The sequence below is a fragment of the Bifidobacterium sp. C0047B3 genome, from assembly GCF_056590535.1.
This window is the reverse complement of the sequence record NZ_JBWPWH010000002.1, coordinates 15927-39531: the sequence shown is the minus strand read 5'-3', so window position 1 is coordinate 39531 and position 23605 is coordinate 15927. Positions and strand designations below refer to the sequence as shown.

Here is a 23605-nt window from a genome sequence, read left to right as displayed (position 1 = left end):
ATGGCGATTGGTTTTAATATTCTACTCATTATGATTTTTTTGCTATTTGGTTCCGTATTTGCGGCAACCGAATTAGCTTTAGTGAGCTTGAGAAGTTCGCAAATTGATCGCATGGAATTGCAGGATGCGCGTGGCGCTAGAGTTGCAAAAATTGCTCGCGACCCTAACACTTTTCTATCTGCACTGCAAATTGGCGTAACGCTTTCTGGTTTTCTTTCTGCATCCTTCGGCGAATCTGCGTTAGCTCCTTACGTTGTGCCTGTTGTGTGCTCATGGGGTGTTTCTTCGCATGTCGCTGGCCCACTTACAACAATCTTTCTAACTCTTGTTATTTCTTACTGTTCTATTGTTATTTCTGAATTAGTTCCAAAACGTATTGCTATGCAGCGTGCTGAGCAGATTGCTAGATCAGTAGTTCCGGCAGTTGATGTTTTTTCAAAGATTTGCAAGCCTTTAATTTGGCTTATTGGAAAGAATACTAATGGTTTTGTGCGCATTCTTGGCTTTGATCCTAACGAGAAGGAAAGCGAAGTTTCTGACGAAGAACTGCGTGTGCTTGTCAATAGCAATAAGCGTTTAAGTCAAGATGAGCGCACTATTTTGGATGATGTGTTTGATGCGTCTGAAACTATTGTTGCTGAAGTAATGCGTCCTCGTGCTGATGTTGAGTTTTTGGATGGCTCGTTGAGCCTTGAAGAAGCTGCGGCGAAAATTCGTGAGCTTCCATATTCCAGATACCCTGTTATTGGCAAGGATTTTGACGACGTTATTGGTTTTGTGCATGTTCGCGATTTGTTAGATGTGCGTGATCCAAATGCAAAAACTGTTGCAGATGTAACTCGCGAAGGAATTAGTCTTCCTGGAACTTCCAAATTATTGCCGAGTCTGGAACTTCTTCGTAAACGTGGTATTCATTTGGCTGTTGTCATCGATGAATATGGTGGAACTGACGGTATTGTTACGCTCGAAGACATGACAGAAGAGCTAGTTGGAGATATTCGCGATGAATATGATTTGCCTGGTGAAACTGAGCAAAATAATGTGAATAAAACAACTGCTTTTGTAAACGGTGTTGCAAAAATTGATGGTGGTATGACCATTGAGGATTTTGCTGATATTACCGGCATTGAGCTTGAGGATGGTCCGTATGAGACTGTTGCAGGCTACTTTTTAGCGCATACTGGCTCAATGGGAAGTGTTGGAGCTGTTTTGCATGATGCGGATGGTTACGATATGACTGTGACTGCGGTTGATGGTAGGCGTATTGCGACGATTGAAGTGCGTCGCCGCGCGTAGTTTAAGCCATAGCAGTAGAATAATAACGGTATTAACAAACCTAAGGAAGGATAGAACATGGCTTTGTTGCATATTTTGCCAGGTCTCGACGAAGCGGCCAGTGAAAAGGCTGTTGCCATTTTACAGAATCGTTTAAGCCACGAGCAGGAAGCTGCTTTGGTGCTTAAGCATGCGCATTGGAATGTTACTGGTCCAGATTTTATTGCAGTGCACGAAATGCTTGATCCACAGGTTGCTGAAGTTTTGGCGCAGGCGGATGAAACTGCTGAGCGAATTGCAACTTTGGGCGGCTCTCCACTTGGCCGCGCAGACGATGTTGTTGCAGCTCGCACATGGAAGCGTTTTGCTTTAACTGGTCGCAAGTCCACAAAGGAGTATTTGCAAGCGCTTATTGAATACTATAACGATATGATTGCAGACGATCGCAAAGCTATCGCGGAGCTTGATGAGCTTGATTTAGTTAGCTCAAATATTATTCAAGATCATGTTCAACAGTTGGAAAAGTTCCAGTGGTTCATGCGTAGTCATCTTGATTAATTAACCTCTGTTTAATTTTTTTGATTCAAACCGCAACATGCTGTTTTCTTTTTATGGCGTGTTGCGGTTTGACATTTTCTGTGGCTGTGCTACAGTAACTACTTGTATGTTTTAAGCATACAAGTTGGGCCCGTAGCTCAGGTGGTTAGAGCGCATCCCTGATAAGGATGAGGTCGGAGGTTCAAGTCCTCCCGGGCCCACGGAATTGAGTGATTATTTCATTCAATACCGAATGGGGCTATGGCGCAGCTGGTAGCGCATCTGCTTTGCAAGCAGAGGGTCAGGAGTTCGAGTCTCCTTAGCTCCACGAACAGAGTTCTGATTGATTTTTCAATCAGAACTTTTTTTGTTTATCAATTTCTTTTTTGAGTTTGCTTTAGTTTTTTATTGTTTAAGCTTGCGTTTATGAGAATGCTTCTCATCAAGGCCTATTGGTACAATAATTACATATACATAAACATAAGTATCTTTACGCCGTGTATTGAGTGCGCTATTTAAGTTGCGCCCAATGGGTTAACAAGGCGTGAAATCGTGTGTTAGCAGCGTTTAAACGTAGTTAACCTGATCAGCGTAAGGAAAGTGTATGCGTAAACTTTTAGCATATTGCCGTCGTGCACCTCAATTAACAGTCGTAATTCTTGCTTTTCCGTTTATTGCGGCTTTGTACTCGTATAATTTGCCTGTATTAAATACTTTCAGTGAGCAAATATCTAATCTTTCGCAGCAAATCTTTGATTTCTTAAAAATTGATTGCGATATTTCCATAAGTCTTAGTATTGGCAAAACTATTATCGCTATTCTCGTTTTATATACGAGCATTATTTCTTTGCGTAATATGATTAAACATTTACTGCATGGAACTTTAGGAATTGATTTGCTAGCTTTTGTTGCATTGCTTGCAACGCTTTGTATCGGCGAATTTTGGGCAAGCTATTTGATTGTTGTAATGGTTTTTACAGGTGATGCGATTGAAGATTTTGCGCATATGAAAGCCCAGCGCAATCTGTCTCTTTTAGTAAGCGCAGCTCCAAAAACTGCTCATCTTATGACTTTGCCAGGCCTTGAGCATGAAATGCATCGTGCAAATGCGACTAATCATAATCAAAACTGCGATGAATCTTATGTTCCACCGTGTATTGAATGCAATCAATGTAAGCCAAGTTTGTGCTCTTTGTATAAGCATGATGAATTTAGAAAAGTAGATGTTACTAATTCTGCACAATCTAATGCTGGAGAGCAAAATTGCGAATATAAACGCGATATTTGCCCATTTTTGCAATCAACTACAGATGGAACAATCGCCTCAAATTTGCAGCGTTACAAAACGGTTCCAGTTGATGCATTAAAGATTGGAAACGTAATTATTGTGCTTCCTGGCGAAACTGTGCCAGTTGACGGTGAATTACTAAGCGGTTCTGCAACTCTTGACACTAGTGCCATTAACGGAGAATCTGTGCCTAGAGAAGTGTTTGCTGGAGCTGCAGTGCTTTCAGGCTGCGTAAATGGCGGCGTTGTGCTTATTATGCGCGTAACAAAGCTCTCTGAGCATTCTCAATACCAGAAGATTATGCAGTTAGTTGAATCAGCTAGGTCTTCTAGGGCAGCTGTAGTTCGTTTTGCGGATATGCTATCTGTGCCGTTTACTGTTTTGTCTTTTGCAATTGCTGGTTTTGCTTGGGGCTTTTCTGGAGATGCTCTTAGATTTGCGCAAGTGCTAGTTTTGGCAACTCCGTGTCCGTTGTTAATCGCAGTGCCAGTTGCGTGCATGGCTGGTACTGGGCGTCTAGCAAAACTTGGAATTGTTGTTAAAAGTCAGGATGTGCTTGAGCAATTAAGCCGCGTAACAGACGTGTTTTTCGATAAAACTGGCACGTTAACTGTAAAACAGCCACAAGTTGTGAACGTAGAAGTAATTGATACTACGCAGAAAGCTGATCGTATTGTGATGCTCGCAGGTGTACTAGAAACGTATTCGCAGCATATTCTCGCTGGAGGCATTGCAAAAGCAGGTTCAGTTTTGTGGGAACGCACGCATCCATCTTCGACTCCGCAATTGCCTAGCGTTAGAGAATACCCTGTAGTGCACAGTGTTAAAGAAACTGCAGGTCAGGGTATTCAAGGCGTTGTAGACGGTATTTTAGTGCGTGTAGGCAGACGCAAGTACGTTACAGAGCAAAACACGAACCAAACTATAGGCAAATCTCTTGCTGCAGACGAAATGGCAACCTACGTGTCTTTTGACGGAGTGCTGGTTGGTCGGATTGTGTTAAAAGACGTGCCTCGCGATAATGCGAAATCAACTATTGACGCATTGCGCACGCTTGGCACTCGCTCAATATCTATTCTTACTGGAGACAGTTTGCAAGCTGCAACAACAATTGGTAAAAGCGTTGGAATTGAAACAATATATGCAGATTTACTTCCGCAAGATAAATTAGCGCACGTAAAAAAAGAAATTTATGGCTCGTCTAAAAATAAGCAAAATTCAACTGTAACAATGATGGTTGGAGATGGCGTAAACGATGCTCCAGTGCTTGCAGCTGCAGATATTGGCGTAGCAGTAACGGATGGCACAGATACGGCAGCATCTGAATGCGCACAGGTAGTTATTATGAACAACGATATTTCTTCTGTTGCAAGCGCAATAAGAGTAGCAAAACATACTAAACGCGTCATGGTTCAGTCAGTATTGATGGGTATTGGATTGGCAATTATAAGTATGCTCTTTGCGGCTTTCGGTTTTATCCCAGCAGTTATTGGCGCAATGATGCAAGAAGCAATTGATGTTGTTGCTATTATGTGGGCTTTAACAGCATTGCGCGAACGAAAATAAAAATATTTTTGGCAATATTTTTACGATATTCATTACGACACCTTTAACAATATTCGTTTGAGCATTTTATCTATTTAATTGTTTTATTCGTTTGAGCATGTTGTAAGACGAAGTAATGCGCTAGTCTAATTATGAAAGCATACGAGTTAGTTTCAGACGGTAATGGCTCAAGCTTGTACGTAACTTATTTTTGGCGAAGAATTACATATAAACGCTTTACAGTTACTTTGCTGAGTGGATTGAGGCAACCTATGCTTGTAGGCCGCGCTAAATAGCGCGAAAACGGCGAAAAGTGCCGTATAATACAGCTCAATATGGGGATAATAATGGAAAAAAATAACTTAGCCGAAAATGTTTCACAAGAAACATCTCAACTGCGTATTGCTGTAATAGGAGCAGGCCCTGCAGGAGTGTATTCTTCCGATATCTTCTTACGTCAGATTGCAAAGCGTGGAGAAGAATTGGGATTAGGCTCTAGCGCTCGCATTGATCTTTTTGAAAAGTTGCCTGTGCCTTTCGGTTTAGTGCGTTACGGAGTGGCTCCTGACCATCCAAGTATCAAATTTATTGCGGATGCGCTTGAGAAAACTCTTGATAATCCAAATATTCATTTGTATGCAAATGTTGAATTTGGCAAGGATATTGCATTAGAAGATTTATTGGAACGCTACGATGCTGTGCTATTTGCAACCGGCGCTGTGAAAGATAGGCCTCTTCGAGGAGTTCCAGGCGCCGATTTAGACGGAGTGTACGGAGCCGCGAAATTTGTGGAATGGTACGACGGATATCCAACTAGCAATCGAGAATGGCCACTTGAAGCTAAAGAAGTAGCTGTTATTGGCGGCGGAAACGTTGCAATGGATGTTGCTCGTGAGCTTTTGCGCGACCCGGATTATTTGCGCTCGCATACGGATATTCCAGACGACGTGTATGAGGGATTGCAAAAAAATCAAACTCAAACTTTGCATTTGTTTATTCGTCGTGGAGTTGCTCAAGCAAAATTCTCTGTTCAAGAATTGCGCGAAATGGAAAAATTATCCGGAGTGCAAATTGTTATTAATGAGGACGATTTTGAACTTGACGATGAAACAATAGAAGTTGCCGGTAATGATAAGCTAACTCGTCAAATGGTTGAGGAGCTTTTCGCTATTCGCGATATGGCTGAAGATATGGAAGATGGCGGGAACGTTGATTTTGAGGGGAATCCAGCCAACAAACGCTATATTATCCACTTCAACTGCGCGCCGGTAGAAATTCTTGGTGAAGATGGGCGTGTAAAAGCAATACGAGTTGAGCGTACAACTACAAGCGCGGATGGCACAATGACTCGTACTGGAGAGTTCGAGGAGTATGCCGTTCAAGCTGTATATCACGCGATTGGGTATCATCCTGCAGAAGTTTCAGGTATTGCTTACGACGAAAAGCGTACTTTGCTTGCCAATATTGATGGTCGCTTAGTGACGTCTGTAGAAAATGGCGAAATTCGTGATAGATTGTATGCAACTGGCTGGGCTAAGCGTGGGCCGGTAGGATTAATCGGCTCTACAAAATCTGATGCTCTTTTGATTGTTAATAATATGCTTGAAGATTTATCTAAAGTTGGCAATGCTGGACGAATCGCACCTGATCGCGATGAAAAATCTATAGATAAATTGTTGGCAGAAAAAGGCATTAAACCAATTGATTACGCTGGTTGGAAGCGAGTCGACTCTTATGAGCGTGAACTTGGAGCCAATGAGCAGAGAACTCGAAAGAAAGTTGTTTCAGCTTCTGAACTTGTAAATATTGCTTTGGGTAGCAAGTAATGCTCTAAATAAACTGAAAATATTACTTAGTATTTAAGTTTGTAGTTAGTAAATACGCAGTATATATTCAGAAAAATTTAAGTTCGCATTATTAAGATGGCTCATATGTTGAAAGGCTTGAGAATACACTATGGCAGCTTAAAAGCCGCACTATTTTTTGTTGTTGTGTGGCTTTTTCTTGCCTTATGCTGGGTTCTTGCTGGCTCGCGTCTTTCGTCACTAATATGGTTCATTATTCCTGGTATCGCATTTAGCATTTTTGCTTATTGGTGCTCAAGTAATTTTGCGATTATTGCTATGCATGCTACAGAAGTTAGTGAAGAAGAAGAGCCTGTGCTTTACGCAATGGTTAGAGATTTATCTGCTCGAATTGGTAAACCTATGCCGCGAGTAATGGTTTCTCCTTACGAAAGTCCTAATGCTTTTGCAACTGGTAGAAGTGAGCGTCATGCGAGCATATGTTGTACTCGTGGTTTGATTAATATTCTTAACGAACGCGAGTTGCGTAGTGTTATTGGTCATGAATTAACTCATATTTATAATCATGATATTCTCGCTTCTTCGCTGGCTACTGCTACAGCAACAGTATTAACGTACGTTGGTTCTTGGCTTGTTTATGTCGGGGATACGTATCGTCGTGATATTCGCAAGTATTGCAAATTTATCGGTAAGTTTTTGAATATTTTATTCGCTCCTATTGCTTCTGTTATTATCAACGCAATTATTCCCGGTTCGCGTGAATTTGACGCAGATAAGGGAGGTGGCGAAATTACTGGAGATTTTGCTGCTCTTGCTTCCGCACTTAATAAAATTACTTACGGCATGCAGCTTCACGAGATGAAATCTACTGCCGGATTGCAAGCGGTTGCTTCTTTGATGATTATTTGCCCATGGAATGATAATTCTTCTGCGCTTGTGCGTTTGTGCGCTGCGCGTCCTACTGTTCAGGATAGGATTGGGCGTTTAATGAGCATTGCTGCATGAATATTTTATTTGTTGAACTTGATTGTCTTGTTTATTGAGTTTATAAACTGATTTATAAATGTTGAAGCGGTAAGCTGTGCATGATACCCTTAGATGGTTGTTGAAACTAGTTTGCTTTTAATTCAGCATGCGGATGTAGTTCATCGGTAGAATGGAAGCTTCCCAAGCTTCAGAGGCGGGTTCGACTCCCGTTGTCCGCTCCATTCATATTGTAAAATTGCGTAAGTTGCAGTTTTTGTACATTGGATGTATAAAAACTACAGCAGCTTAGCCTAGGTTTGAGCCAGAATAGTTCTGAGCGGTTTTGAGTAGTCAAGTACTTTTTGACGTAGCAGTCGTCCCTATACACAAGCTACATAAAAAGCGCTGAGTTACTTATGATATTAATGAATCATCAGTAAATCAGCGCTTAGCTTATTGTTAATAAATTACACGAGATAGCTGTCTATTGCTGGTGCTAATTAATAATCATTAATTAGCAATAATTAGAACGTGCGAACATCGTAGAAGTTGTTAAGTTCTTCCATCCAACGTCCAGTGCCAGAAATATCTCCTCGAGTACCTACGGTGAAACCTGGGAAATTGTTCATACGAGCCTCAAGATAGCTTCTAGAGCTATGTCCTTGCGCAGAATTGCCGACGCTTATAGCTCCAGCAAAATTGCCAACAGAACGAATAACCTTGTCGTTGTCTACTTTGTAATGAACAGCGTAACCTTCTTGAGTGAGCTTATTGCCAGTATTGGCGACTGCGCGTAACCAACGGTTGAAAATATTTCCCCAAATTTGTGGTGAATTGAATGTGTAAATTTTCTTAATCCAGTTGTAGCCTTTGCCTTTAGCACGAATTAAAGCACGCTGTGCAAGATATCCTCCGAGGGAATGTCCAGTAATATACAAATTGCTAACAGTATTTTCGCGACCATAACGCTCAATCAACTGTTCAACATCTTTAGCTTGATCTGGGTTATGACCTACAGCTATTGCAAAATCATCATCGTAATCATTAAATTGGGAAGTTCCACGAATTGCTAGTACTTGAACGGTGCCTTGTTCTAAGAATGGGTATGGACTTACATTTTCAAACAAAACAGCATCAAATCCTCCCCTTTTGTGGTAGGTTTCCTTAACTTTCCAAAATGGTGCAAGCTCGTTGTGCATAAGGCGGTACTCATTGCGATTTTTGTAAATGTCGTGAAGTGGTTTAGTGTAATCGAGTACCTTATTTATGTAATTATCATCTCGATAAGAAAGTTCAGAGAATAAAACCATATCGCGAGGACTAATATCCCACCTGCGAGGATTGCTGTCTTGATTATCTGGAATACCATCGCCATCGGTATCGTTCATCATAGGGTGAGAATTGTACCCATAATAAGTCTTACCGTCTTTAGTGTAAGTGTAAATTTCCTGGCTATTAGTTAAGCCGTCACCGTCTAAATCAGCTTGTGGGTCAAGAGGCTTCTTGTGATATAAAGACATATCCAAAGCGCCAGGTAAATCTAAGCCTATAGTTCCATCTGCGATTTGTTTAGCTGTTTCAGCAGTAAGTGGAGTTTTTGCATAATTATCTGCGGTTGTTGCCATTGCTGGCGTTGTGAAAGCAGATAGGCTCAAGAGCATGCACAGACTAGTTAAGAACCCTGTCACCGCATTGCGTTTCATAGTACCTCCCATATTTTGTTTAGTTTTGTAGTCAACAAATGTATAGGACGACTGTTTCTTATTATGATTACGATTTGTAGCACCTCTTTGTTAACTACGCGCGTTATATAAATTAATCGAAATTTATTTTGCCGCCACAATTGCTATTCTACACGGTTCAATTGTATAGTCTACATAAACAAAAGTCCATACTTCTAAATAAATGTTGTTGCTTCTTTTTGTTTACTAAAATCATTGACGATGTGTATAAGCACCATAGAAAACATCTATATAACTAGAGTTATGAATAGCCATAATCTATTCTTAATAATGAAAATAAAAGCGCAACGAATGCGCAAATGACCTATTTAGGAGAATGATATGAGTTTAATGAACACGCATATTCTTCCATTCAAAGTAAATGGCTATAAGAATGGCGAATTTGTTGAAGTAAGCGATACTGATGTTCTTGGCAAATGGGCAATTTTCTTCTTCTATCCAGCTGATTTTTCATTTGTATGCCCAACTGAGTTGGAAGATCTTGCAAATCACTATGAAGAATTGCAAAAGTTAGGCGTTGAAGTTTACTCAGTTTCTACGGATACGCATTTTGTACACAAAGCATGGCATGACGATTCTGAAGCAATTGCAAAAGTAAAGTACACTATGTTGGGCGATCCTTCAGGCGCTCTTTCGCGTAATTTTGACGCTTGGAATCAAGAATCCGGTTTAGCTCACCGTGCTACGTTCCTTGTGGATCCGCAAGGTATGATTCAGTTCTTTGAGATGACTGCAGACGGAATTGGTCGTAACGCAGACGAGCTGCTTCGTAAAGTTAAAGCAGCACAGTATATTGCAGCGCACCCAGGCGAAGTTTGCCCAGCAAAATGGGAGCAGGGCGAAGAAACCTTGGAACCTTCTATCGATTTAGTCGGCAAAATCTGATTTTTGCAATTAAATATTAAATATTAAAGAATATTTTTAAAGAATTATCTCAATGCGTAGGGAGCTACGTTCATAGTTTCCTACGCATTTCTCTTATTTTTGCTTGTGACGAAAATTGTAAAGGGAAGTAAACTATGTCTTTGTTGAATGCGTCATTAACTGCTCAGCTTTCAGAATTACTAAAAAAGATGGTATCTAAAATAGAAATTATTTCTTACGTTGATAATTCTGAAACATCTCAAAAAGTCAAAGCCTTGTTAGAAGAAGTATCTCAACAAAGCAACAAAATTAGTATTTCTGAAGTAAATAATAATGAAATTAGCAATGTAAAGCGTAAGCCAAGCTTTGAATTGCGCAGAAAACTAGATAATCCAGTAAATGGAGAATCTACTGTGTCGGTTAGTTTTGCAGGATTGCCTTTAGGACACGAATTCAGCTCTTTAGTACTAGCGCTTCTACAAGTAAGTGGATATGCGCCAAAAATTAGTGATGCGCAGCGCAATGCAATACTAAAGCTTGGTTCACACAATGTGACAACATACATGTCGGTAACTTGCTTAAATTGCCCAGAAGTTGTGCAATCACTTAATACCATTTCTATTATTAACCCTAAAATTCAGCATACTGTAGTTGAAGGTAGCGCTTTCCGCGAAGAAGTAGACAAACTCGGTGTAATGAGTGTGCCAGCAGTTTTTGAAAATGGCAAACTTATTTCCTCCGGACGGGCAGGAATTGACGAACTTGTATCTGTTCTTGCAGCACAAGAAAAATCTGTTGAGCAGAATGAGAATGGCAATAATGAAAATAGCGTTTCTTCGGCAAATGTTGCGCTCGCAGAAAAAATGAATTCACAAAATCCATACGATATTGTTATTGTTGGTGGCGGCCCTGCTGCTTCCGCTGCCGCAATTTATACTGCTCGTAAAGGCTTGCGTACGGCTATGATTATGGATCATCGTGGCGGTCAGGTTGTAGAAACTGAAAGTATTGAAAATCATATTTCCCAAACACATACGACTGGTTCTCAACTAGCAGCAGATTTAACTAAGCATATTTCGCAATACGATATTGATGTATTTACTCCTGATTGGGCAGACTCACTCGATTTATCTAAGGAACCATATGGGTTGCATACTATTCATGCGCGTTCTGGCGGATCTTTGAAAGCGCGTGCAGTGATTATTGCAACTGGCGCGACTTGGCGTACGTTGGGCATTCCCGGAGAAGATGAGTATAGGAATAGAGGCGTATCATTCTGCCCTCATTGCGACGGTCCACTTTTCAAAGATAAGAATGTTGTAGTTGTTGGCGGCGGAAATTCTGGTGTTGAAGCTGCTATCGATTTAGCAGGAGTTGCAAAACATGTGACGGTGGTTGAGTTCATGGATGTGCTTAAAGCGGATCAAGTATTGCTTAATGCTTTGCATAAATTACCTAACACTGAAGTTATTACAAGTGCTGCAGTAAGCAGTATTGAAGGTAATGGTAGTAAAGTTACTGCAATACGTTATATAGATCGCAATAAAGCAGACAATGATGAAAACAGAGAACATATTGTTGAAACTGATGGGGTTTTTGTGCAAATTGGTTTAGCTCCAAATACTCGTTGGCTTGCAAATAATATTCCTCTCAATAATCGGGGAGAAATTATTACAAATCGCGCTGGATGCACTGATACTCCGGGTGTTTTTGCTGCTGGAGATTGTTCAGACGAACCGTATAAGCAGATCGTTACAGCGTATGGAACGGGCGCAAATGCTGCACTGTCTGCATTTGACTATCTTATCCGCAGCACGCAAAATAAATAATCTGTAAGATTTATTATGCAATAAACAAGGGGGAGACGTCTTATGAATATTAGAGCGTTAGAATATCTAATAGCTTTTGCACAAGAAGGAAGCTTTACTAAGGCGGCTGCTCGTATGCGCGTCTCTCAGCCTACTCTTTCAACACAAATTAAAAAACTTGAAGAGACTTTAGGCGTAGAACTTATTGAGCGTACACCCGGAAAACAAATCTTAACTCCTGCTGGGAGGGAAGTGGTTTATTATGCTAAACGTATTCAGGCAGATATGTCACGTATTCGACAAGCTGCAAGACGCTCAGAAGATCCATGGTCATCTACAGTGGTTTTGGGTGTGTTTCCAACATTAGGACCATACTTACTTCCGCGGATTATGCCTGTTCTCAGACGTTTAAAACCAAAACTTACTATTCGCTTTATAGAAGAAAAATCAGCAAAACTTATTGATTTGCTAGATAGCGGTCAAGTTGATGCAGTTATATTAAGCGAAAGTTTGAATGCTCCTTCAATAAAAGTGTGTCATGTTTTTGACGAAGATTTTCTTCTTGCTGCTTCTACAAATTCTTTGCTAGGACACGAAAGTAAACCAATTGAACTTTCAGATTTGTCTACTCAGAAAGTGCTTTTATTAGAAGATGGGCATTGTATGCGTAGAAGCATGCTCGACGTATGCCAAAAAGTAGGTGCGAAGCAATCTGAATTTAGAGCAACATCGTTAGAAACTTTGCGATATATGGTTATAGGTAGCAAAGATGTGACGTTATTGCCGCGTCTTGCAACTGTACCTCCAATTGTGCAGCCAGCTGGTTTGATGTTGCGTGAGTTTAAGAATCCTAAACCTTATCGATCACTATATTTGAATTGGCGCGCAGCTTCTCCAGTAGACAGAATTATGGAAGGATTGTGCAAAATAATTAGTTCGGCATGCTCTGATTTGCATAAAAAATAAGTAGGAATTCTGCTTAAAAATAAAAATAAAATAGGCACTTCTGTTTGCTAAGTTAGCTGCAGAAGTGCCATATTCTTCTTCTCTTACTTTTCTTTTATTCTCACTTTATTTTGAGAATTACTGCCTCGTTTTATTCGCTATGTTTTATTTGTTGCTAAATTAATGATTTATAATTCAATTCCAAGATAGCGTGCTACTTGATTTACATCCTTATCTCCACGGCCGGAAACTGTTACTAAAACAATGTCATCCTTACTCATCTTTGGAACCATCTTCATAGCTTGTGCTATTGCGTGTGAGCTTTCCAAAGCTGGTATGATTCCTTCAACTTTAGAAAGTGCGCGGAAAGCTTGAACTGCTTCATCATCAGTGATTGCGTAGTATTCTGCGCGACCAGAATCCTTTAAATATGAATGTTCTGGACCGACTCCAGGATAATCCAATCCTGCAGAAATAGAGTAGGCTGGAAGCTCGTTACCGTCATCATCCATAAGAACATAAGTTTTCATGCCGTCCGTAATGCCAATTTTTCCATTCGTCATAGTAGCAGCATTTTGAGGAGTATCAGCGCCTTTACCTGCGCCTTCAGCACCAATCAATCGTACAGACGGATCATCAATATATGCTGCAAAAGAACCAATTGCATTAGAACCGCCACCAATGCAAGCAATTACAGCATTCGGTAATCTGCCTTCTTTTTCTAGGATCTGCCTTCTCGACTCTTTGCTAATAACGCTTTGAAAATCGCGAACCATTTGTGGATAAGGGTAAGGTCCCACTGCGGAACCAACGATGTAGAAGGTATCATCCAAGTGTTGTGCATAATCCATAAATGCTGCAGTTACAGCATCTTTTAAAGTTTTTGTGCCTTCTTGAACAGCATGAACTTTTGCGCCGAGCAAAGTCATTCTAAAAACGTTAAGTTTTTGGCGTTCACAATCAAGCGCGCCCATAAAAATTTCGCATTCCATGCCGAATCGTGCTGCTGCAGCAGCAGTGGCAACACCATGCTGACCGGCTCCAGTTTCAGCAATAATGCGCTTTTTACCCATGCGCTGAGCGAGTAAAATTTGTCCGAGAACATTGTTCATTTTATGAGCGCCGAGATGGTTTAAATCTTCGCGCTTTAAATACACTTTTGCGCCGCCTAAATATTTTGTGAAAGATTCAGCGTAGTATAAAGGCGTTTCGCGACCGTCGTAATCTTTTAATAATCCAGCTAATTCATTGCGGAACTCTGGATCGTCTTTGTATTGTAAGTAAGCTTCTGCTACTGCGTCGAGTGCTGGACGAATCATATCTGGTACGTACTGTCCGCCAAATTCGCCGTAATACATGTTTTGTTCAACTGCGTTTACCATAATTTTGCCCTTCTTGTGTGTGCCGAGAAAATCGGCATTAGGTTTGTTATTTGTTATTTGTTGTGTTGATTATTTTGTAAATTTGAAGGGCGTGTGCTCAGATAACAAAAAAGCTGGATGGCAGCTTATATGCCATTCAGCTCAAATAACGTTGATGATGAATCCGGCATAGCCCCGTTGATTGTTTAAAATCAGCAAGCCCACACCGATATGTGAACTCGCTTTTAACTACGCCAGCTGCGCCAGAAACGAGTATTCATGTTCATCAACCTCCAATCTTGTTGCACAAGTTTAGCCGTAGCCGTGACAATGTCAACCTTTTAGTGTTAATTCGGCGTTTCGTGCAGAAAAAATTTAACCCCGGCGTCTATGCGCCGGGGAAATAAAGGAGAGAAGAAAAGAATAAGTTTTAGGTGCTCTGCACCTGTCTTTTTGTCGACAATATTATATAATCACACTATTCTGAGCAGAACAGTAACGCTAACTGATAATTACCTGAGAATTATATACTTTTCTTCTAAATCTTGCTATTTTAGGAATTAATTTTCTGAAAACGGAATCATTTTTCTAAAAATATTATTCGCTTAAATCAGCACGATAGAAATGCTCATACGAACGCGACGGAGTTGGACCGCGCTGACCTTGATAGTGTGATCCGTTAACAGCTGAACCATATGGGTTTTTACATGGTGAGCTTAACTGGAAGAAGCACATTTGCCCAATCTTCATTCCAGGCCAAAGCTTAACTGGCAAAGTGCTGACGTTCGAAAGTTCCAAAGTAATATGACCTTCGAAACCTGGATCGATGAAGCCAGCTGTGGAATGTGTCAAAATACCAAGACGACCAAGCGAGCTTTTGCCTTCCAAACGTGCAGCAATAGTAGCGTCAAGTTTTACATATTCCCACGTAGCACCGAGTGCGAACTCTCCAGGATGAAGAATCCATGGCTCGTCAGGAGCTACCTCGAACTGTTCCGTAAGTTCTCCCTGATTTTCTGCAGGATCAACATATGTGTAAGCATGATTGTTAAATAATCGGAAGAAACGGTCGAGGCGCACGTCAATTGACGCTGGCTGTACCATTTCCGGGGTCCACGGGGTCAAATCAATGTGACCCTCATCATGAGCTTTGAGAATGTCGTGATCAGACAACAGCATGACGTCAAATCTCCTTGCAATAAAGCTTATACATCAGCAACTTCATTGTTCGCACGAAATATTTATTGCTATTTTGCGCGAAAAATACAATACGCACAATTGTAGCGCGTGCCGCGGTCTGTGATTGACTGCAAAAAATTTTATAGAAAATAAAAACACAAAACGCGGCACAGAAACGTAGGTTATGTAAAAAACTACGTACTGTACCGCGTATTTGCAAAACAGCTTAATAATGTATTTTATTAAGCGGCAATAGTTAAGGCGTTCGCTGCTTTACGTTTTGCAATGAAACGAAGCACGCATTTACGCAATTCGGAAGCAATTAACACGACCATTGAAAGACCGAGGCACTCGAACCATTCCGTTACGCTCAAAGGAACAGTGCCAAATGGCTCGTTCAAGAACGGTATGTAAATTACAGCCAACTGCAGCACAACGGAAACTGCTATAGCACCCCAAAGCCAACGATTTGCAAATAAGCCTACAAATACGCTTTGTGAGTCTGAACGAGATGCTAACGCATTCAGCATTTGCGCAAACACAAGAATTGTGAAGCCCATTGTGCGAGCGTGAGTAAGCTGAGCAGCGTGATCCATAATTCCAACAGAACGGTCCGTAAAGAATCCGCCTGCCAAATGCATATCCATGCCGATTAAAGTGATAGCAGCCATGATTATGCCAATGAATACAATATCTCCCCACATTCGTCGGTCAATAACGCTATCGGTAAGTTTTCGAGGCTTTCTATCCATTACATCGTCAGTTTGCGGATCAACGCCCATCGCGAGTGCAGGAGCTGCATCCGTAAGCAAGTTAATCCACAAAAGCTGAGTTGCGAGCAAAGGCAAAGTTACGCCAACAGAGTTTGGCTGCGTAATTCCAAGCGCTCCAGCAAAAACTACGCCGCCGAAAACTGTGCAAACTTCGCCAACGTTAGAACTGAGCAAGTATCGCAAGAATTTACGAATATTGTCGAAAATTCCGCGACCTTCGCGCACTGCTGCAACAATTGTCGAGAAATTATCGTCAGCCAAAATCATCTTGGCAGACTCTTTAGTTACTTCTGTACCGGTAATGCCCATTGCGACGCCAATATCGGCAGACTTTACGGCTGGAGCATCGTTTACGCCGTCGCCTGTCATAGCAACAATGTTGCCTTGACGTTGAAGCGAAGAAACGATAGCTAACTTGTGCTCAGGAGCTACTCGAGCGTACACGCTAGTTTTACTGATTGCTTCGTCAAAAGCAATGTTGTCGTCGTCGCGTGAGAGCAACTCGTCAAGTTCGTCGCCTGTAAGCGCATGCTCATCTTTTCCAATAATTCCAAGATCTCGAGCAATACGCGTAGCCGTAAGAGGATGGTCGCCTGTAATCATAACAGTACGGATTCCAGCGCGATGAGCTTGAGCTACACTATCTCGAACTTCAATTCGCGGAGGATCAATAATTCCAACCATGCCGTTCCAAATCAAATCAGATTCTAGTACGTCACTTTGTTCCGCGACGTCCGCGATTTGACCTGCAGCGTTAGAAACCATGCCATCAACTTTTGAAAGACTATCGACTCCAAGCGGCCTATAAGCCATTCCAAGCGTGCGGTAGGCTTCTCCGGAAAGACGCTCAACAGTTGCTAAAATATCTTCGCGATCGCCGTCAGTAAGCGGACGCACGGCACCAGCTACTGCAATACGCGTGCAATAAGAAAGCAGCACGTCCGGAGCGCCCTTAGCACAAACAATCAGATTTCCAGAATCCGAACCATCTTTAACAACAACAGACATACGTTTGCGTTCAGAAGTAAAAGGTACTTCCGCAACTCGAGTCAAATGAGCGTAACGCTTGTCTGCTTTTGTTTTACGCGCTGCTACTACTAGCGAAACTTCTGTAGGGTCTCCCACAGGCTGCCAACTTTTAGTAGTTTCGTCATAGTGTAAATCGCCGTCGTTAGCTAAACATCCGGAGCCTAACGCGCCTAATACTTCTGTAGCAAGATTTTGCGGCACTGCTAAGTCAGCATCTGCAGAACCAATTAATATCATGCGACCTTCAGGCTTGTAACCGCTTCCTGTAAGCTGAACTTCGCCGCTAGGTGTTATTACGCGCTCAACAGTCATCTCGTTTCGAGTTAAAGTACCTGTTTTATCGGAGCAAATAACAGAAGCAGAACCAAGAGTTTCCACAGATGAAAGCTTTTTTACAACAGCATGATGCTTCACCATTCGTTGCACGCCAAGTGCAAGAACTACTGTCAAAATCGCAGCTAAACCTTCTGGAACAGCGGCAACGGCTAGGGAAACAGAAAGCAGCAGAGAATCAATAATATCTTGAATACTGTGGAAGCCTTCAATCAGCCACATGGAAGCAAGAACAACAGCCGCAATAATGCACACCGCAATTCCAAGAACTTTAGAAACGTGTACCATTTCTTTCTCGAGAGGTGTTGCTTCGTCATCTGATTTTGAAAGCATATCCGCGATTTTGCCAACTTGCGTGCGCATACCTGTAGAGGTGACTATAGCGCGACCGGTTCCTTGCGTAACAGCAGTTCCGTTGAAAACCATATTTGTACGATCGCCTAAAGCTTTTGCAGACGAAAGCGTATTCGGACGTTTGCTTACTGCAACAGATTCGCCTGTAAGACTTGCCTCGGCTACGCGTAATGAAGCCGCTGCTATAAGTCGACCGTCTGCAGACACAGCATCGCCTTCGCCAAGCACTAAAATATCGCCTGGCACAACTTCTGCAGTATTAATGCGCACCACGCTGCCGTCGCGCAAAACTGAAGTTTGCGGAGCGCTCATTCTAGCTAAAGCTTCGACTGCTTCTTCTGCGCGCGACTCTTGAATGTAGCCAAGAACTGCGTTTGCAATCAAAATAATGATAATTACGATTGAATCAAACGGCAGAATCTCCCCACCGCTGTTTCCTTTATGTTGTGCGCGCTCAACAAACCACGCGATTGCAGAAATAATAGTTGCTGCAATAAGCAAGTAAACGAGCGGATCTTTAAATTGATCAAGGAATCGTTTCCATGCTGGAATTTTAGGAGCAGCAGCAAGTGCATTCGGACCGAATTGATCAAGTCTTTTTGCAGCTTCCTCAGAGCTTAAACCGCATGAAATATCTACGTTAAGCGATTTAGCTACTTGTTGAACATCACACAATGATGGATCTTTGCTATTAGCTGAAGAGTCAGCTGTTTTATTGGATTGATCAAGAGCGTGATCAACCATATCTTCCCCCTTGGGAGTGCCGCGGAGTAGTCAATAATCGCAATGCTAACGCCATTTTTAGCGCTTTGTATTGTAACTATTGCGCGGTTGTGGAATATTGCAATAGTTTGCAACAATTAAGTACCGTTCTATTATGCCATACAACGCGCCGAGCTTAGAATCAGCAAATTTTGCCGACTGCAGAAAGCCATTAATAGCAATGCCTCGGGGGCATGTGAGAATAGGAGTATGACTACGAAAAAAGGACCGACCAAGGGGTCGGGTGGAAAACATCGCAATGCTTTACGCGGAAAAGGGCCTACTCCGAAGGCTGAAGATCGCGTGTATCACAAAGCTTATTTTGCTAAGAAAGCTGCTATTAAGCGCACGTTTGCGGATCCTCGTTTGGCTGCGCGCCGTCGCGTGGATAAGCTTGGTAGCGATTCAGACGAGTTGGTAATTGGCCGCAATGCTGCTTTAGAGGCTTTAAGGGTTGGAGTTCCAAGCACGCAATTGTATGTTGCTAATCGCATTGAGCACGACGATCGCACGCGCGAAATCGTTAAGTTAGCAGGCATGCAGGGTTTGCGTTTGCTTGAAGCAGATCGCCTTGAGATGGATCGTATTGCACATAGCACGAATCATCAGGGCGTTATTTTGAAAGTTCAGCCTTACCAGTATCACTCTTTGCAAGAGTTGGTTGAACGCGCTGAAAAGAAGGCGCGCGCAATGGAAGCTGCTGATTCAGATTCTGCTCGCATTAATGCTCGACCACTATTTATTGCTTTGGACGGCGTTACAGATCCTCAAAATTTGGGTGCTGTTATTCGTTCTGCAGCAGCTTTCGGTGCTAATGGCGTGATTTTGCCTGAGCGCAGAAGTGCTTCCGTAACTGCTGCCGCTTGGAAGGTTTCTGCCGGTGCTGCAGCTCATTTGCCGGTTGCTCGAGTTGTGAATTTAAATAAGGCAATTCAAGGTTTGCGCGAGCGCGGATGGTATGCAATTGGTCTCGATGGCGGCGGCGATAAGCTTGTCGGAGAAACTGGTTTTGAAACTGATCCGCTAGTTGTTGTGCTCGGATCTGAAGGTAAGGGCATGAGTCGTCTTACGCGAGAAGCGTGCGATGCAATTGCTGGAATCCCAATTTCTAGCGCGGTTGAGTCTCTTAACGCTTCTGTTGCAGCAGGCATTAGTTTGTATGCTGTTGCTAACGCTCGTCGTTTGGCTGCGAAAACAGAATAGCTATGAGCGAAAATACTACTGCGAATGCTAATTCAGTTACTACAGACGCAACTGCAATTACGAATACGACTAAAACTTTAAATAATTCGAATAAACTATGGTTTTTAAAGCATGTGCGCACGCTTATTTTTATTGCGTACATGGCTGTTGTCGTAGTAGTGATGTGCTTCCATGAGCCTTGGTTCGATGAAGCTCAAAGTTGGCTTATTGCGCGCGATTCTTCGTTTGCAGATTTGTTAACTCTTCGTCCACATTATGAGGGTCATCCACCTCTTTGGACTTTGCTTCTTTCAATCACGGCAAAAACAGGAGTGCCATACGAAATTGGTCTTAAAGGCGTGCAGATTCTATGCACTGCGCTTTTGGGCGGTTGGCTTATTTTCCGCGCGCCTTTTAGTAAATTAGCTGTATTTTTGCTTCCGTTTACGTATTTTTTGTGCTTCCAATATGGCGTTACGTCTCGTCCGTATGCTCTTCTTTGCACGGCTTTGTTCATGGTTGCGCATTATTGGAAACAATCTGATTCTAAACCTTCTGATACTTGGAAACTCGCTTTAAGTCTTGTACTTTTATGTGCAATCAGTGCGTACGGCATTGCTTTAGCAGCAGGTTTTGCTTTGGCTTGGATTTGGCGAGCTGCAAAATCTGCAGGAATTAAAAAAGCTTTCGCTGAAATATTCTCTAACGCTAACAGATTAGTAAGCTGGATAATTCTTGCTTTAGTTGGAATTGCAAGCATTATTTGTATTTGGCCTGCTTCTAACGCTTTTGCATCACGTGAAACATTCGACGGAAATTCTCCTCTTACGCAATTCTTGTCGTTTATTTTCGTTATGCCATCAGAAAGCATGTTTACTCAATTTGCCGGCGATGTTTCTTTACGCAGACTCACACTAAGCGTACCTTCCGCGATTATTTGCGTTATTATTTCGATTTTAATATGGGCTTTCGCTGTAAGAATCGCTTATCGAAGGGGCATGCTTGTTTCTTTAATACTCCCTTACTTGACTTTTGCAGCAATTGCAACACAATATTTCACTTTGCATCACGTAGGAATCGTTTTTGTATTCTTCGTGGCTCAACTTTGGATGTGCATTGCGCGTAAGCCACTGGAATCTAAAGATATGCCGACGATTATTTTTAGGTTATTCAAAGCTGAGTATAAAAATACAAATAAAACTGAAAATAGCAATAGTAAATCTGCAAGTAAATCTGCCGGAAGCAAAGTTATTGCTGGCATTATTACTGTTGTTTTATTGTACCCAAGCTTAGTTTGGAACGCGTATTCTTGCGTTAACGATATTCGATTCGACTATTCAGGCTCGCGTGCACTTGCGCAATTTATTAAGCAAAATCATGCTGAAAATAAGCGATTTGTAACGTCTTGGCTGCATCAAGACGAAAAAACCGATAAGCAAGGTAATGTTATTGTTCCGGAATTTGAAGATATTCATCAATACTCGTGGCAGCTTATTACAGCAAATCCTTATTTCTCAAAGAATCTTATTGATTGCAGTTATAAGAATAGCTCGTTTATTACAAATGAGCGGCCATCTCAAGAACAGGCATCAAATGAGATGGCTGTTTGCAAGGCAAAGAAAGAGCCAGAATTCTTCGTTACGGAATCAAGCAAACCTTGGTATTACTTTGTTTCGTTAAATTACAATATTGACCATTATACTGAGCGTACTATTGCTAAAACAAAATCATCTTGGAAAGCAAGAACTTCAGAAGGAAGAATTATTGTATACGAGCGCAAAAAATAATTAGCGCATTTATATAAACATGTAAATACAGTTAAATATATTTCAGTATATTTACTTACATTTAATTGCACTATGAAAATGCCCCTGCGTAAGTTAAGTAACTTATTTAGGGGCATTTTTTATTACAATGTTTTACTTTTTAATGTAAAACATGCGGTTTTATTTACCAGAAACCGAATGGATCAAATATTCCACCATCGTCGCCGTCGTCATCTCCGCGCTGCTGTAAATCGTCGTCATCATCCGACTTACTGCTGCGTTTTTTGCTAGGCTTCTTTTGGTTTTGCTTTAACTGCTTTTCTCGCTTATTTGTGCCATTAACAGCAGCTTCTTCTTGGTTGAATGTGATTTGCAACTTAAGTGTGTTGCCGTTACGAACTATTGTGATCGTAGCTTTTTGGTTGAACGCTGTTGCTCTCACATAGCCGAGAAGTGCGTAATTATTAGATACAGGCTTATCGTCAAATGCAACAATAGTGTCATTGGCTTTGAGGCCAGCTTTTTCAGCAGGGCTTCCTTGATTTACAGAAACAACTTGAGCTCCTCCGCGAGTAATTCCTTCAGACTCAACTGCTGTGCTTTTAATCATGATTCCCAGAGCTACATGCTTTACAGAACCATTTTTAATAATTTCTGTAACTACTCGTTTTACCAAATTTGCTGGAATTGCAAAGCCGATACCGATAGATCCTGTAGCTTCCCCTTGAATTGAGGTTGCTGCAATAGAAGAATTAATGCCTATGACTTTTCCGGCAGCGTTAAAAGTTGGACCGCCCGAATTTCCTGGATTAATAGCTGCATCAATTTGTACAGCATTAGTTACAACTTCAGAGCGGCTTTGATCATCCATAACTGATACTGGACGATTCAGAGCAGAAACAATGCCTGTAGTAGCCGTATCGTCATATCCAAGCGGATTTCCGATTGCCATAACCGATTCGCCAACGGAAAGTAGATTAGAGTCAGCAAATTGGACTGCCTTTAAATTATTTGGTGAATTGTCTAATTTAAGTACTGCCAAATCAGTAGTTTTATCCGCTCCAACTAATGTGGCTGAATAAATTTGACCGTTAGAAAGCGTTACTTGAATTTCTTTTGCATCAGCAATTACGTGATTATTTGTTACAACGTAACCTTTTGAGTCAATGATTGCTCCAGAACCCTTTCCCATGCCTTTCTCTAAACGAGTTTGTATAGAAACAACGGCTCCAGAAACATTTTTTGCAACTCCTTGCCAATCTGGAGCTTGACCGCCTTTAACTACTGCGGTTCCAGGGCCAGAAGAATTAGATCCGATGCTTGATAAAGAACTGCTTTGTGGAATTGAAATAAGACCTTGCGAGATTGCAAACATAACTACAACTACGCAAACTATTGCAGAAATTGCAGAGGATAGAATGGCAACAAAAACAGTTGATGAAGAGCTTTTTGTTTTTCTTTTGTTACCTTTCTTATTTGTGTTTTTCGCATTGTTTTTAGCGTTTTTATTTTCTGCATTTGTGTTAATAATGCTCGTTTTTGCTATATTTTCATTTTCTTCGTTGCTTGCATTATTTCCAAAATTTTGTTGTGCTGGTGTTTGATTGCCAACTTCATTATTTGGGTAAGAATTATTGTCTGTGCCGTAATTATACGTATTTCCGAAGCTATTAGAATTATTATTTCCGTAGTAATTTTGCGATCCGGTGTATTGCGTAGGAGCATTGCTGATATTTGTATTATTCGCATCGTTATTTTGGTTTACGGCGTAATTGTTAGCTGGATACTGTGTAGTGTTTGTACCAGCTTCATTTTCGTTATTTGTTGGACCGTAAGCTCCGAATTCAGGAGCTGGGCTATATGTTTGTGCTGGTTGTGCTGCTTGCGTTGGTTGTGCTGGTTGCGTTGCCTGCGTCGGCTGTTCCTGCTGCTCGTAATATCCATTATTTGCAGTTTCATTGGATTCCTGCTGATTTGCACCATACATATCGTCAGCCATTCATCCTCCTTACAAAAGACTCTTAACACACCATAATAAACCATGCCGTTATCTATGTAATAGCTAGTATGTTTTTTTATAATTTTTTAAAT

General features: G+C 41.5%; 15 protein-coding genes and 3 tRNA genes. 13 read left to right on the top strand and 5 right to left on the bottom strand.

All coding sequences use genetic code 11. From position 1 onward, the window contains the following. The 8 genes from AC1EKT_RS02840 (at nucleotide 1) to AC1EKT_RS02805 (ending at nucleotide 7658) form a co-directional block, all read left to right on the top strand. Entirely contained in the window at nucleotides 1-1296 is a 1296-nt protein-coding gene (locus AC1EKT_RS02840) for a CNNM domain-containing protein (protein WP_174164331.1), read from the top strand. Between the two features lie 57 nt (nucleotides 1297-1353). Then, nucleotides 1354-1833, top strand: coding sequence for a Dps family protein (locus tag AC1EKT_RS02835; protein WP_012913682.1), 480 nt, complete (start codon nucleotides 1354-1356; stop codon nucleotides 1831-1833). A gap of 126 nt (nucleotides 1834-1959) precedes the next feature. Beyond that, nucleotides 1960-2033 (top strand) — tRNA-Ile (locus AC1EKT_RS02830). Between the two features lie 34 nt (nucleotides 2034-2067). Then, nucleotides 2068-2140: transfer RNA gene (locus AC1EKT_RS02825), tRNA-Ala, on the top strand. 276 nt (nucleotides 2141-2416) lie between these two features. Next, nucleotides 2417-4666: a heavy metal translocating P-type ATPase gene (locus AC1EKT_RS02820; protein WP_481616137.1), complete on the top strand. Its 2250-nt coding sequence runs from the start codon at nucleotides 2417-2419 to the stop codon at nucleotides 4664-4666. A gap of 326 nt (nucleotides 4667-4992) precedes the next feature. Next, a complete protein-coding gene (locus tag AC1EKT_RS02815) occupies nucleotides 4993-6471 on the top strand; it encodes an FAD-dependent oxidoreductase (protein ID WP_481616138.1) in 1479 nt (492 codons plus the stop codon). Nucleotides 6472-6567: 96 nt separating this feature from the next. Continuing rightward, nucleotides 6568-7455: a M48 family metalloprotease gene (locus AC1EKT_RS02810; protein WP_481616139.1), complete on the top strand. Its 888-nt coding sequence runs from the start codon at nucleotides 6568-6570 to the stop codon at nucleotides 7453-7455. A 129-nt stretch (nucleotides 7456-7584) separates the two neighbouring features. After that, nucleotides 7585-7658, top strand: a tRNA-Gly gene (locus AC1EKT_RS02805). 282 nt (nucleotides 7659-7940) lie between these two features. On the opposite strand, the gene AC1EKT_RS02800 is transcribed toward AC1EKT_RS02805, so the two are convergent. Further along, a complete protein-coding gene (locus AC1EKT_RS02800) occupies nucleotides 7941-9119 on the bottom strand; it encodes a lipase family protein (protein WP_415683134.1) in 1179 nt (392 codons plus the stop codon). Between the two features lie 360 nt (nucleotides 9120-9479). Between AC1EKT_RS02800 and ahpC the strand changes: the two genes are divergently transcribed. The 3 genes from ahpC (at nucleotide 9480) to AC1EKT_RS02785 (ending at nucleotide 12796) form a co-directional block, all read left to right on the top strand. After that, on the top strand, nucleotides 9480-10043 hold the full coding sequence (gene ahpC / locus AC1EKT_RS02795; RefSeq protein WP_004119771.1) for an alkyl hydroperoxide reductase subunit C: 564 nt from the start codon (nucleotides 9480-9482) through the stop codon (nucleotides 10041-10043). A 134-nt stretch (nucleotides 10044-10177) separates the two neighbouring features. Continuing rightward, nucleotides 10178-11851, top strand: a complete 1674-nt coding sequence (ahpF, locus tag AC1EKT_RS02790; RefSeq protein WP_481616140.1) for an alkyl hydroperoxide reductase subunit F — start codon at nucleotides 10178-10180, stop codon at nucleotides 11849-11851. 42 nt (nucleotides 11852-11893) lie between these two features. Further along, complete coding sequence (locus AC1EKT_RS02785; protein ID WP_415687609.1) at nucleotides 11894-12796, top strand: LysR substrate-binding domain-containing protein; 903 nt, start codon at nucleotides 11894-11896, stop codon at nucleotides 12794-12796. 167 nt (nucleotides 12797-12963) lie between these two features. Here the strand turns inward: AC1EKT_RS02785 and trpB are convergent, their stop codons facing one another. The 3 genes from trpB to AC1EKT_RS02770 all read right to left on the bottom strand — a co-directional run bounded on the left by trpB (nucleotide 12964) and on the right by AC1EKT_RS02770 (nucleotide 18548). After that, complete coding sequence (gene trpB / locus AC1EKT_RS02780; RefSeq protein ID WP_481616141.1) at nucleotides 12964-14157, bottom strand: tryptophan synthase subunit beta; 1194 nt, start codon at nucleotides 14155-14157, stop codon at nucleotides 12964-12966. A gap of 576 nt (nucleotides 14158-14733) precedes the next feature. Continuing rightward, nucleotides 14734-15315, bottom strand: a complete 582-nt coding sequence (dcd, locus tag AC1EKT_RS02775; protein WP_481616142.1) for a dCTP deaminase — start codon at nucleotides 15313-15315, stop codon at nucleotides 14734-14736. Nucleotides 15316-15557: 242 nt separating this feature from the next. After that, complete coding sequence (locus AC1EKT_RS02770; protein ID WP_481616143.1) at nucleotides 15558-18548, bottom strand: cation-translocating P-type ATPase; 2991 nt, start codon at nucleotides 18546-18548, stop codon at nucleotides 15558-15560. 228 nt (nucleotides 18549-18776) lie between these two features. Between AC1EKT_RS02770 and rlmB the strand changes: the two genes are divergently transcribed. Together rlmB and AC1EKT_RS02760 are read left to right on the top strand one after the other, a co-directional pair. Further along, on the top strand, nucleotides 18777-19769 hold the full coding sequence (gene rlmB, locus AC1EKT_RS02765; RefSeq protein ID WP_481616144.1) for a 23S rRNA (guanosine(2251)-2'-O)-methyltransferase RlmB: 993 nt from the start codon (nucleotides 18777-18779) through the stop codon (nucleotides 19767-19769). 2 nt (nucleotides 19770-19771) lie between these two features. Beyond that, a complete protein-coding gene (locus AC1EKT_RS02760; RefSeq protein WP_481616145.1) occupies nucleotides 19772-21535 on the top strand; it encodes an ABC transporter ATP-binding protein in 1764 nt (587 codons plus the stop codon). Between the two features lie 163 nt (nucleotides 21536-21698). Here AC1EKT_RS02760 and AC1EKT_RS02755 read toward each other — a convergent pair whose 3' ends face one another. After that, entirely contained in the window at nucleotides 21699-23513 is a 1815-nt protein-coding gene (locus AC1EKT_RS02755; protein ID WP_481616146.1) for a S1C family serine protease, read from the bottom strand. Nucleotides 23514-23605: the final 92 nt, after the last annotated feature.

Coding starts and splice junctions, on each gene's coding strand:
- AC1EKT_RS02815 (WP_481616138.1), top strand. CDS start 4,993: ATGGAAAAAAATAACTTAGCCGAAAATGTTTCACAAGAAACATCTCAA.
- trpB (WP_481616141.1), bottom strand. CDS start 14,157: ATGGTAAACGCAGTTGAACAAAACATGTATTACGGCGAATTTGGCGGA.
- AC1EKT_RS02760 (WP_481616145.1), top strand. CDS start 19,772: ATGAGCGAAAATACTACTGCGAATGCTAATTCAGTTACTACAGACGCA.
- AC1EKT_RS02755 (WP_481616146.1), bottom strand. CDS start 23,513: ATGGCTGACGATATGTATGGTGCAAATCAGCAGGAATCCAATGAAACT.
- AC1EKT_RS02835 (WP_012913682.1), top strand. CDS start 1,354: ATGGCTTTGTTGCATATTTTGCCAGGTCTCGACGAAGCGGCCAGTGAA.
- AC1EKT_RS02770 (WP_481616143.1), bottom strand. CDS start 18,548: ATGGTTGATCACGCTCTTGATCAATCCAATAAAACAGCTGACTCTTCA.
- AC1EKT_RS02785 (WP_415687609.1), top strand. CDS start 11,894: ATGAATATTAGAGCGTTAGAATATCTAATAGCTTTTGCACAAGAAGGA.
- AC1EKT_RS02820 (WP_481616137.1), top strand. CDS start 2,417: ATGCGTAAACTTTTAGCATATTGCCGTCGTGCACCTCAATTAACAGTC.
- AC1EKT_RS02810 (WP_481616139.1), top strand. CDS start 6,568: ATGGCTCATATGTTGAAAGGCTTGAGAATACACTATGGCAGCTTAAAA.
- rlmB (WP_481616144.1), top strand. CDS start 18,777: ATGACTACGAAAAAAGGACCGACCAAGGGGTCGGGTGGAAAACATCGC.
- AC1EKT_RS02800 (WP_415683134.1), bottom strand. CDS start 9,119: ATGAAACGCAATGCGGTGACAGGGTTCTTAACTAGTCTGTGCATGCTC.
- dcd (WP_481616142.1), bottom strand. CDS start 15,315: ATGCTGTTGTCTGATCACGACATTCTCAAAGCTCATGATGAGGGTCAC.
- AC1EKT_RS02840 (WP_174164331.1), top strand. CDS start 1: ATGGCGATTGGTTTTAATATTCTACTCATTATGATTTTTTTGCTATTT.
- ahpF (WP_481616140.1), top strand. CDS start 10,178: ATGTCTTTGTTGAATGCGTCATTAACTGCTCAGCTTTCAGAATTACTA.
- ahpC (WP_004119771.1), top strand. CDS start 9,480: ATGAGTTTAATGAACACGCATATTCTTCCATTCAAAGTAAATGGCTAT.